The organism is Mesorhizobium sp. M4B.F.Ca.ET.017.02.2.1 (assembly GCF_003998955.1).
GTDB lineage: Bacteria > Pseudomonadota > Alphaproteobacteria > Rhizobiales > Rhizobiaceae > Mesorhizobium > Mesorhizobium abyssinicae.
Map to the genome: position 1 here is coordinate 1 of NZ_RZOF01000203.1, position 11,415 is coordinate 11,415.

Here is an 11,415-nt window from a genome sequence, read left to right on the forward strand (position 1 = left end):
CGGCGCGGTAGCCGAGGCCTTTGAGGATCTCTTCCATGTCGTCGGCGGTGGCGCCGAGGATCGACATCATCGGCGGCGTCACCATGAAGGCGTGGCCGTCATAGGCGCCGTCGGGGCGCTGGCCGAGGCCGGGCTTCCAGTTGGTGGCGGGACGGATCAGGTCGGCCAGCCGCTCAAGGATATCGACGCGCACGGCGCGGCGGCCGAGATTGCGATAGCCGGCGAGCTTGTAGAAGCTCTTGTCGAAGGCGGGATCGATGACCACCGAGGTGCGGCCCGACGCCAGCGCATGAACGACGTCGCCAAAGCCGGGCTTGTCCTTGCCGTCGTTCTTCAGCGCCCACAGCAGCGTCACCAGCCCGGCCGGCGCCGGCTTGATCAATGCCGGCACGAAGACGTGATAGGCGCCGAAGCGCACGCCCAGCCGGCGCAGCGCGGCGCGGCCCTCCTGGTCGAGCGACTTCATCTCCTCGGCGATGTCGCGGCGGTTGATGAGGCCGAAATGCTCGACGAGCTGGAAGGCGATGCCGCGGCCGATGCCGGTGAGTTGCTCGGCATTCTTGAGGTCGACCAGGGGCTTCAGCAGCGACTCGATCTGGAAATTGACGAAGCGCTCGGCGCGCGCAGCTACCTTGTCGCGGGCCGGACCGGTGAGCTGCTCGTCGGCCAGCAGCACGAGGCGCGGCTTCAGCGGCTCGTCGCCGGCAACCAGCGTTCCGATCGGCGCGCCGATCCAGCGGAGCGTGCCGTCCGAGCCAAGCGCGAGATCGCCATTGGCGCAGGCGCCAAAGCGTTCGGCGCGTGTCTCGAACTCCGCGGCAAGCGCCTTCTGGGCGGCTGTGCGCACGGCCTTGGCATCCTCGCCACCGGCGCTCTGGTCGGCGGTGAAGCGGAACCCCTGCAACTCGCCGACATGATGGCCTTCGACGAGGACGGTTCCGGTTGGGCTGATTTCGGCTTCAGGCATGGTATTTTCTCTAAGGCGCCGCATGAGGACGGAAGTCCTGCGGTCTACGAAGCGTTTCGTCAACCGCTCATGCAGCGCATCCGACAATCTGTCTTCGATTTCGCGCGTCTTTTCCTGCCAGTGTGCCTGATCGGCCAGCCAGCCAGGGCGGTTGGCGACGAAAGTCCATGTGCGGATCTGGGCAATGCGGTGCGACAGCGTGTCGATGTCGCCGTCGGTCGTGTCGGCGCGGCGCACCTGCTCGGCCATGTAGTTCTCGTCGACATGGCCATGTCGGGCGAGGTCCATGTAGATCGAAGCGATCAAGTCTGCATGCTGGGCCGGCGCGATCTTGCGGTAGTCGGGCAGGGCGCAGGCCTCCCAGAGCAGCGCGACGCGCTTGGCGTCGGTGGCGAGCGCGCGGATAGCCTCGTCGCGCGACAGATGCTCCAGCGCCTGCGCGTCCACCGCCGGCAGGGCGCGCGTCAGGCCTTCGACCGGGGCGTTGGTCTCGATCGAGCGCTTCAGCGCGTCGAGGCTGGCGAAGTCGAAATCGGCAGTGCGCCATTGCATGACCTTCACCGGATCGAAATCATGGCTCTCGATCTTCTTGATCAGCTCCTCGTCCAGCGGATCGACCTGTCCGGTGACGCCGAACGTGCCGTCGCGCAAATGCCGGCCGGCGCGGCCGGCGATCTGGCCGAGCTCGGCGGCGGTCAGGTTGCGGTACTGGTAGCCGTCGAACTTGCGGTTCTGGGCGAAGGCGACATGGTCGAGGTCGAGGTTCAATCCCATGCCGATGGCGTCGGTGGCGACGAGATAGTCGACATCGCCGGCCTGGAACAGCGCGACCTGGGCGTTGCGGGTGCGCGGCGACAGCGCGCCGAGCACGACGGCCGCGCCGCCCTGCTGGCGGCGGATCAGCTCGGCAATGGCATAGACCTCGTCGGCGGAGAAGGCGACGATCGCCGTGCGCCTGGGCAGGCGGGTGAGCTTCTTCGAACCGGCATAGGCAAGGTGCGACAGCCTGGGCCGCGTCACCACCGAGACGCCCTTGAGGAGGCGCTGCAGGATGCCGTGCATGGTGGCCGCGCCGAGCAGCAGCGTCTCCTGGCGGCCACGCAGATGCAGGATGCGGTCGGTGAAGATGTGGCCGCGCTCGAGATCGCCGGCAAGCTGCACCTCGTCGATGGCGACGAAGGCGGCATCGGTCTCGCGCGGCATCGCTTCCACCGTGCAGACCGAATATCTGGCGCCTGGCGGCTGGATCTTCTCCTCGCCGGTGATCAGCGCCACCTTGTGGGCGCCGACCTTCTCGCAGACGCGCGTATAGACCTCGCGTGCCAGAAGCCTGAGCGGCAGGCCGATGACGCCGCTCTCATGCGCCACCATGCGCTCGATGGCGAGGTGGGTCTTGCCGGTGTTGGTGGGCCCAAGCACAGCCGTCACGTCACGGCCGGAAAGGATCAACGGCTGAGGATGTTTCGGCTGGACGTTCATCGGCCCGGAAATAGACTCTCTGCCGCTCGTTGTCGGGAGCACGCCAGCGATGGCGCGTGTGACAGGCGACACATAAGGACTTCATGCGCGAAGCGAAAGCGGAATGTTCCGCGGTCAGTCTCCCTGACTCCATATGAGGGTCCGAAATGCGGTCTCGGTTAATGGTTGGAACGAGTCTGGAACGAATCGGCGACGAATCACTGACTCGCCGAGATTCAGGTTTTGTTCACGGCTACATGTGGGTTTTTCGACGGCGAGTCTCACCACATGCTGAATCTCTTGATTGGCCCGATTCATGCAAGGCGAACGCGAGTCGCGCGGCGCCGTTAACCTTTGCCGATCGGCGACGGACCCTGATCTTCCGGCCTTGCCCAAGATTATGAAATTCTTGACTTTTCCTAACGCGCGTTAACCTTTTGGGGCGGATTTTCGGTCCTCGGCGTTAACGTTCCGGCCAAAGCCGGAACGAATCGGCGACGAATCAGCGATGACGGTGTTTTCCCGGTTTGTTCACCCCAACATGTTGTGTCGTGGCAAAGTTTTCCACCGAGAATCCACAGGGTTGCGAACAGCTTTTGCACAGGCTCCGTGACGGCCGTTAACTTTTGCGTGCCGGATCGGGGCAGGGCGTCGCGCGGGAGACGCCGCGGGGGCGGCAACGGCAACAAAAAACGGGCCGGTCTCCCGGCCCGTTTGTCAGATCGCTGTCTCGGAATTTCGGACCCGAACGCGTCGCGTCTTCAGGCGAATTGGCGGGCCTCAGGCGAAATACTGGCCGCCATTGGCACTGATGGTCGAACCGGTGATGAAGCCGGCTTCGTCGGAGGCGAGGAAGACGACGCAGCGCGCGACCTCTTCCGGCTCACCGAGCCGGCCGACGGGGATCTGCGGGATGATGCGCTCGTTGAGCACCTTCTCGTCGATCGCCTTGACCATCTCGGTGGCGATGTAGCCGGGGCAGATGACGTTGACGGTGATGCCGGCGCGGGCGCCCTCCTGGGCCAGCGCCTTCGAGAAGCCGATATCGCCGGCCTTGGCGGCGGAATAGTTGACCTGGCCGGCCTGGCCCTTCTGGCCGTTGATCGAGGAGATGGTGATGACGCGGCCGAACTTGCGGTCACGCATGCCGCCCCACAGCGGATGCGTCATGTTGAAGACGCCGGACAGATTGGTGTCGATGACCTCTTTCCACTGCTCGCGCGTCAGCTTGTGGAACATGGCGTCGCGGGTGATGCCGGCATTGTTGACGAGCACCGAAACCGGGCCGAGATCGGCCTCGACCTGCTTGATGCCGGCAGCGCAGGCGTCATAGTCGGCAACCGACCATTTGTAGACCGGGATGCCCGTCTCGGCCTTGAACTTCGCGGCCGCCTCGTCATTGCCGGCATAGTTGGCCGCAACCGAATAGCCGGCCTTTTTCAGAGCGATCGATATTGCCGCGCCGATGCCGCGCGATCCGCCCGTGACGATTGCTACCTTGCTCATGTGGTCCTCCCTTTAAATCGTCAGCGAATAGAGAGCAGCGAAGCGAATAGGATCTGTCGTCCCGGCGCGCGACGCTTTTCTTCTTTATTCGCTACTCCCTTTTCGCTATTCGCTGAGCTCAGAGCGCTTCGACGCACATGGCGACGCCCATGCCGCCGCCGATGCACAGCGTGGCAAGACCCTTCTTGGCGCCACGGCGGCGCATCTCGAAGACCAGCGTGTTGAAGACGCGGGCGCCGGAGGCGCCGATCGGGTGACCGATGGCGATGGCGCCGCCATTGACGTTGACGATCGACGGATCCCAGCCCATGCCCTTGTTGACGGCGCAGGCCTGCGCCGCGAAAGCCTCGTTGGCCTCGACAAGGTCGAGGTCCTTGACCGACCAGCCTGCCTTCTCCAGCGCCCGCTTCGAGGCCGGGATCGGGCCGGTTCCCATGATCGCCGGATCGACGCCGGCGGTCGCCCAGGAGGCGATGCGGACCAGCGGGGTGATGCCGCGGCGGGCGGCTTCGGCCTCGCTCATCAGCAGCGCGCCGGCAGCGCCGTCGTTGATGCCGGAGGCATTGGCGGCGGTGACCGTGCCGTCCTTGTCAAAAGCGGGCCTAAGCTTGGTCATGGCGTCGAGCGTCGCGCCGTGGCGGATATATTCGTCCTGGTCAACGATCGTATCGCCCTTCTTGCCCTTGATGGTGAAGGCGACGATCTCGTCCTTGAACTTGCCGGCCTTCTGCGCGGCCTCGGCCTTGTTCTGCGAAGCCAGCGCGAACTCGTCCTGGTCGTCGCGGGTGATCTGGAACTGGCGCGCGACATTCTCAGCGGTGTTGCCCATGTGATAGCCGTTGAAGGCATCCCACAGCCCGTCCTTGATCATGGTGTCGATCATCTTGTAGTCGCCCATCTTGACGCCGGCGCGCAGATGCTGGGCATGCGCCGAGAGCGACATCGATTCCTGACCGCCGGCGACGATCACCTTGGCATCGCCGGTGGCGATCTGCTGCATGCCGAGCGCGATTGCGCGCAAGCCCGAGCCGCAGACCTGATTGAGGCCCCAGGCAGTGGTCTCCTTGGGAAGGCCGGCGTTGATCGAAGCCTGGCGGGCCGGGTTCTGGCCCTGGGCAGCGGTCAGCACCTGGCCGAGGATGACCTCGTCGACTTCGGAAGGCTCGACGTTGGCGCGCGCGAGCAATTCCCTGATCACGACAGCGCCGAGTTCATGTGCCGGGGTGGCGGCGAAGCTGCCGTTGAAGGAGCCGACTGCTGTGCGCGCGGCACTGGCGACAACGATGCCATTGGATGCGGACATTTTCTTCTCCAGACTTCGAGGTGTGGTGTTTTTGGGTGTCGTTGAGGAACTTTCTTGCCCTTTCCCGGTGCCAAGTCAAACCGGAAATGGGCATGCCGGCCATGCGCGGCAAGCAGGCCTGCGCCGGCCAGGGCGGCGGTCCTCGCTTCGCTGCGCAGCATATTCCGGCCGCCGTGCAGCATTAATCGATCTTGCACTGCACAAACCGCTTGGAATTGTGACGCTTTTGCGCATATCCTTGACAGGGCGCAATCGTTACCGGCTGCTTACTCAAATGCGCCGGTGTCCGGGGAGGATACTGATGGCCGCAAAAGACGACCCGATCGTCATCAAGAAATATGCCAACCGCCGACTCTACAACACCGGCACCAGCACCTATGTGACGCTGGAAGACCTCGCCGACATGGTCAAGAAGGGCGAGGAATTCACCGTCCAGGACGCCAAGACCGGCGACGACATAACGCATCCGGTGCTGACCCAGATCATTTTCGAGCTGGAGAACAAGGATGGGCAGAACATGCTGCCGATCCCGTTCCTGCGCCAGCTGATCGCCTTCTACGGCGACCAGATGCAGATGATCGTGCCCAGCTTCCTCGAGCAGTCGATGATCGCCTTCTCCAAGGAGCAGGAGCGTTTTCGCGAACAGATGAAGGGCGCGTTCGGCAAGTCGCCGATGGACATGATGAAGATGTCGACGCCGATGAAGGCGCTGGAGGACCAGACGCGCCGCAACATGGAGATGTTCCAGAACGCCATGCGCATGTTCACGCCGTTTCCGTCGGCGACCTCGAATGGCACTGCGCCCGCCCCGGCCGAGCCGGTGAAAAAGGAAGCGCCGGAAAAATCCGATGACCTCCAGGAACTGAAGGAACAGATCGCGGCCATGCAGCGCAAGCTCGACACGATGTCGTGACGGGCACGTTGCCATACAGGTGAAGCCGGCCTGACCCTGAATCTCAACAAGCCCTGGAGCGACGCGCCCCAGGGCTTGGCTTTGATAAGCACCAGTTCCGCTAAATCCCGACGGGCCCGTCGTAGCGGGCGCGCGGCCGGATCAGGCGGTTGCTCACGACCTGCTCGACGGCATGCGCGGCCGAGCCGACGCTGCGCCCGAGCGCGAACAGGCGGAACGGCGCGTCGGGCGGCAGGCGCAACTGGCGCGTCAGCGCGGCCAACGCGAAGTCGATGTTCGGGCGCGCCCCCGTCGCGCCGAGGACGGTCTCGCCGAGGCATAGCATACAGCCATCGATCTCGACATCGGCCAACAACGCCTCCGCCCTTGGGTCGCCCTCCGGATAGAGTGGATGGCCAAAGCCGGGCAGCGGCCGGTCGTGGCCAAGCCAGCGCTCGACCGCCGCATCGGCTCCCAGCCTTTCGGCGTCCTCGACCAGATTGAGCAAGGCCTCGCCGGCGCCGCCATGGCGCGGTCCGGACAGGGTGGCAAGACCGGCAAGCAGGCAAGCGGCAACTGACGCGCCGGTGGACGCGGCGACCCGCGTGGCGAAGGTCGAGGCGTTCAACTCGTGATCGGCGAGCAGCACCAATGCCCTGCGTATCAGATTGGCGCCGGCAGCGCCGACCGACCAGCTGCGCGCCAATCTCTCATGCACGGCGCCGTTTCCCGCAGCCGCGCCGAGCGCCTCTGCCAGGGCCCGATGGCGTCGGCGGCATCGCGGTAGAGCATGGCTGGCCCGCGTCCCAGCGAAGGCCGGCCTTCGGCAGCCAGTCCAGCCAGCGTCGCGAATGCCGCGCCGCGACCGCTGTCGCGCGCGTCACCGCGGCCGGGCGAGGCAAACGACACCGGGACGTCCGCTGCCCAGAGCAGGCTTGCCGTCTCCTCCAGCGTCGCCGCGCTGGAGAGCGTCACAGCATCCTTTCCGCGATAGAAAAGGCCGCCATGCTGGATGGTCGAGATCGAGGTGGCAAAAGCCGGCTCGCCCCAGTCGATGGCGCTTTCTGCGATCGCTCGCGGGCTTCGGCCGCGCGCGCGGCGCGTGGCGAGGGCGGCGATGTCGTCGGCGCGATACTGGCTGCGGCGCGGATCGGCTGCGTCCGGACGCATGCCGATACGGCCACGGCTGACATAGGCATAGAGCGTCTGCGGCCGCACCTTGAGTCGTTCCAGCGCCTCCTCACGCGTCAGCCATTCGGACATGTTGTTTGTCATGCAGCCGATTGCTTGGACATATTGATTCACTTGATCAAGATTGATGCCTCGAACTTGCACCAGTAATTCAGCTCCGTAAATGGCGAAGGAGACGAACATGGCAAACGGGCTCGATGATGTGGTGGCGGCGGAAACCGTGCTTTCCGATGTCGACGGCCTCGGCGGCCGGCTGACGATCCGTGGCCATTCGCTGCCGGAACTCGCCGGCCGCTGGCGCTATCCGCAAGTGGCGCGCCTGTTGCTCGACGGCTTCTTCGACGACCTTCCCGGCGATGCTGAACTGGCCGAGGCGATCGGCCGGGCGCGGGTCGAGGTGTTCCAGCGGCTGCAGCCGACTCTTTCCACACTGGCCGCGCTCGATGTCTACAGCGGCATGCGCGCCGGCATCGCCTTGCTGCCGGATGGCGGGACGCTGGCGGATGCGCTCCGGCTGATCGCCGCGCCAGCGGTACTGACACCGGCCTTGCTGCGGGCAAAACGCGGCGACAAAGCGGTCGCCCCCGACAAGGGTGCCGATCATGCCGCCGACATGCTGCGGATGCTGAGCGGCAAGGCGGATTCACCCGACCTGGCCAGGGCGCTCGACACCTATCTGGTCACCGTCTGCGACCATGGCCTCAACGCCTCGACTTTTGCCACCCGTGTCGTCGCCTCGACCCAGGCCGGGCTGACCTCGGCGATCCTGGCCGGGCTCGGCGCGCTCAAGGGGCCGCTGCATGGCGGCGCGCCCGGACCGGTCATCGAAATGCTGGACGCGATCGAGGCGAGCGGCGACGCAGCAGGCTGGCTGCGCGACGAGATCGTGCATGGCGAGCGCATCATGGGCTTTGGCCACCGTATCTACCGGGTGCGCGATCCGCGCGCCGACGTGCTGAAGGCGGTGGTGCGGCAGCTGGGCGGCAAGGGTGGAACCGGCCGCCGGCTGGCCTTCGCCGAAGAGGTCGAGCAGGCAGCGCTCGAGGTGCTGCGGGTCGCCAAGCCGCAGCGCTCGATCCAGACCAATGTCGAATTCTACACCGCGCTCCTGCTGGAAGCGGCGGGCTTTCCCGCGGAGGCGTTCTCCAATGTCTTCGCCGCGGGCCGCATCGCCGGCTGGATCGCCCATGCGCGCGAGCAGCAGACGACCGGGCGGCTGATCCGGCCGCAGTCGCGCTATGTCGGGCCGGTGCCGGATCTCGTCGCCTGAAGTCGGTCTCCGCCTTCAGGCGGAGAATCTCGCTCATGAGCGAAATTTCATGTGATCACGCGAGCGTGTTCGTGTTCTTGCCTTGGTCAGGACTTATATGCTGCACTGCAACATAGGTCCGCCGCGGCCGCGCCGACCCGATTTCCGGGCCGGATGAGCTGCTGGCACCCAACGACAGGAACGCCATGACGACGAACGGCAAGGCGGAGGAAAACAAGAAGATCAACGTCGCGCTGCAGGGGGGTGGCTCGCACGGCGCCTTCTCCTGGGGCGTGCTCGACCGCCTGCTGGAGGACGGGCGGCTGGAGATTTCTGCGGTGTCCGGCACCAGCGCCGGCGCCATGAACGCGGTGGCGCTGGCCGACGGCTTCGTCCGTGGCGGCGTCGAAGGCGCGCGCAAGAAGCTCGACGATTTCTGGCGCGCGGTGGCGCGGAAGGGCCGCTTCAGCCCGGTGCAGCGCATGCCGTGGGACGTCGCCTGGGGCAACTGGTCGATCGAGAACACGCCGGGCTATGTCTTCTTCGACACGATGTCGCGGGTGTTCTCCCCTTATGTCGCCAACCCGCTCGGCCTCAATCCGCTGCGCGACGTGGTCAAGCAGGAGATCGACTTCTCCAATGTGCGCGCCTGCAAGTCGGTGGAGCTGTTCATCTCGGCGACCAATGTCGAGACCGGGCAGTTGCGCGTCTTTTCCGATGGCGAGATCGACCTCGACACGGTGATGGCCTCGGCCTGCCTGCCGCAATTGTTCCGCGCCGTCGAGATCAAGGGCGTGCCCTACTGGGATGGCGGCTATGGCGGCAATCCGGCGCTCTATCCGTTCTTCAAGACGACTGCCACCGAGGACGTGCTTCTGGTGCAGATCAATCCGGTGGTGCGCGAGGGCACGCCGAAGAGCGCCAACGAGATCCAGAACCGCATCGACGAGATCACCTTCAACGCCGGGCTGTTGCGCGAATTCCGCTCGATCGCCTTCGTCAAGGAGCTGATCGCCGCCGGCCGGCTGCCGCATGGCGAGTACCGCGACATCCGCATACATCGCATCGATGCCGACGAGGCGTTCAAGGATCTGTCGGCGTCGTCCAAGGTCAATGCAGAATGGGCCTTCCTCGCCTATCTGCGCGATCTTGGCCGAAGTGCCGCCAGCGACTGGCTGGAGGAGAACTACGACGCCGTCGGCAAGCGGCCGACACTCGATCTCTCCGGCGAACTCGACGACGGCTACCGGCCGGTGCGCGGCCCGGCGCCGGGCCGGCGGGTCAAAGAGTTTCTCGCCATACGCAGGAAGCCGGAGCAGGCGCGGCGCGGAGCCTAGCGCAACCGGGGCACCTCAACCCTTCCGCAGCACCAGGTCGATCACCCTGATCAGTGCGGCGGCGGCCTGCCGCTGCTCGTCCGGATTGCTGATGCGCGTTTTCATGCCCTCCAGCCCATCGAGCAGCATGTCGGCGAGCAGCCGCGCCGAAAGTCCCTTGGCGGCGAGGTCGACGCCGTTGTCTTTCGCTTCGCCCTCGATCGCCCTGGCAATGTGCTCGACAAGGCCGCCGCGCCAGCAGCCGACGAGGTCGGCGACGCTCGACTTCATGTCGAGCAGTTCGGCGCCGTGCGGGGAGGCGTGCACGGCGCCTATCATCGAGATCAGCGCGGCGTCGACGGCGCGCATCATGCGTTCGGCGAAGGTGCCGCCGCCTTCGAGCTCGCTCTTTGCCTGTTCGACCGAACGGCCGAGCAGCATCAGGGCGATGGCGCGAAAAATGTCGGTCTTGTTCTTGAACAGCAGATAGAGCGCCGGCCGCGACATGTCGGCGGCGCGCGCGATGTCGTCCATGGTGGTGCGCGAAAAGCCATAGGCGAGGAACACCTTCATCGCGCCCTCCAGAATGCGGGCGCGCTTGGGGTCGACGGCAATGTCCTCGGCTTCGATCATGGCGGCAAGTCTATCCTGTACGAACTCTATTGACAAAATGACGGATTTTGTCAAGTTGTATGAAGGCGAAGTGGCCGAGACCTGCCATTTCGCTCCTGGCTGTGGACGACAACGAAGGGTACCCCATGCGCCTCACCGTCGATGGACAATCGTTCGACATCGATGCCGATCCTGAAATGCCGCTGTTGTGGGCATTGCGCGATCTCGTCGGCAAGACGGGCCCGAAATTCGGCTGCGGCATCGCCGCTTGCGGCGCCTGCACCGTGCATGTCGACGGCCAGCCGGTGCGCTCCTGCTCACTGCCGGTCGGAGAGGTCAGCGGCCCGATCACCACGATCGAAGGCATCAGCGCCGGCGGCAAGCTGCACCCGGTGCAGCAGGCCTGGCTCGAGGAGCAGGTGGCGCAGTGCGGCTACTGCCAGGCCGGCCAGATCATGAGCGCGGTGGCATTGCTCGAGGAGGTGGCGGATCCGAGCGACGACGACATCGACAACGCCATGGGCGGCAACCTCTGCCGCTGCGGCACCTATCCGAAGATCCGCGCGGCGATCAAGAAAGCCGCGGCGCTGAAGACGGCGGGGCTCTGATCATGGCCAGCATCGGAAAGATCGCCCGCCGCACCTTCCTCATCGGCGCCGCCGCCGTCGCCGGCGGTGTCGCCGTCGGCTATTATTACTACCGCAAGCCCTTCGCCAACCCGCTCGAGGCCGATCTCGGCAAGGGCGAGGCGACCTTCAATCCTTATGTGAAGATCGGCGCCGACAACACCATCACCATCGTCGCACCGCGCGCCGAGATGGGGCAAGGCGTGTCGACGACGCTTGCCGCCATGGTCGCCGAGGAGCTCGACGTCGGTCTCGACCAGGTCAAGGTCGAGCACGGCGCGGCCTCCTATGCCTA

Annotated in this window: 9 protein-coding genes and 1 pseudogene; 5 read left to right on the plus strand and 5 right to left on the minus strand. The window is 65.4% G+C overall.

From position 1 onward, the window contains the following. From EN738_RS21865 to EN738_RS21875, 3 genes are all read right to left on the minus strand, one after another. The coding region (locus EN738_RS21865; RefSeq protein WP_127285540.1) for a helicase-related protein at positions 1 to 2,446 on the minus strand (2,446 nt) is incomplete at its 3' end. A gap of 759 nt (positions 2,447 to 3,205) precedes the next feature. Further along, the gene (gene phbB, locus EN738_RS21870) at positions 3,206 to 3,931 is read right to left on the minus strand and encodes an acetoacetyl-CoA reductase (protein WP_127285533.1); all 726 of its coding nucleotides are present in this window, start codon (positions 3,929 to 3,931) and stop codon (positions 3,206 to 3,208) included. A gap of 118 nt (positions 3,932 to 4,049) precedes the next feature. Continuing rightward, positions 4,050 to 5,234: an acetyl-CoA C-acetyltransferase gene (locus EN738_RS21875; RefSeq protein ID WP_127285534.1), complete on the minus strand. Its 1,185-nt coding sequence runs from the start codon at positions 5,232 to 5,234 to the stop codon at positions 4,050 to 4,052. A 301-nt stretch (positions 5,235 to 5,535) separates the two neighbouring features. Between EN738_RS21875 and phaR the strand changes: the two genes are divergently transcribed. Next, the gene (phaR, locus tag EN738_RS21880) at positions 5,536 to 6,147 is read left to right on the plus strand and encodes a polyhydroxyalkanoate synthesis repressor PhaR (protein WP_127285535.1); all 612 of its coding nucleotides are present in this window, start codon (positions 5,536 to 5,538) and stop codon (positions 6,145 to 6,147) included. Between the two features lie 100 nt (positions 6,148 to 6,247). Here the strand turns inward: phaR and EN738_RS21885 are convergent. Then, a pseudogene (locus EN738_RS21885) lies at positions 6,248 to 7,389 on the minus strand (citrate/2-methylcitrate synthase). Between the two features lie 109 nt (positions 7,390 to 7,498). Between EN738_RS21885 and EN738_RS21890 the strand changes: the two are divergent. After that, a complete protein-coding gene (locus EN738_RS21890) occupies positions 7,499 to 8,587 on the plus strand; it encodes a citrate synthase/methylcitrate synthase (protein ID WP_127285536.1) in 1,089 nt (362 codons plus the stop codon). Between the two features lie 185 nt (positions 8,588 to 8,772). Then, the gene (locus EN738_RS21895; RefSeq protein ID WP_127285537.1) at positions 8,773 to 9,903 is read left to right on the plus strand and encodes a patatin-like phospholipase family protein; all 1,131 of its coding nucleotides are present in this window, start codon (positions 8,773 to 8,775) and stop codon (positions 9,901 to 9,903) included. A gap of 15 nt (positions 9,904 to 9,918) precedes the next feature. Here EN738_RS21895 and EN738_RS21900 read toward each other — a convergent pair whose 3' ends face one another. Further along, on the minus strand, positions 9,919 to 10,515 hold the full coding sequence (locus EN738_RS21900; protein ID WP_127285538.1) for a TetR/AcrR family transcriptional regulator: 597 nt from the start codon (positions 10,513 to 10,515) through the stop codon (positions 9,919 to 9,921). Between the two features lie 125 nt (positions 10,516 to 10,640). On the opposite strand from EN738_RS21900, the gene EN738_RS21905 reads away from it, so the two are divergent. Together EN738_RS21905 and EN738_RS21910 are read left to right on the plus strand one after the other, a co-directional pair. After that, positions 10,641 to 11,102: a (2Fe-2S)-binding protein gene (locus tag EN738_RS21905; RefSeq protein ID WP_127285539.1), complete on the plus strand. Its 462-nt coding sequence runs from the start codon at positions 10,641 to 10,643 to the stop codon at positions 11,100 to 11,102. A gap of 2 nt (positions 11,103 to 11,104) precedes the next feature. Then, the coding region (locus tag EN738_RS21910; RefSeq protein ID WP_145966897.1) for a molybdopterin cofactor-binding domain-containing protein at positions 11,105 to 11,415 on the plus strand (311 nt) is incomplete at its 3' end.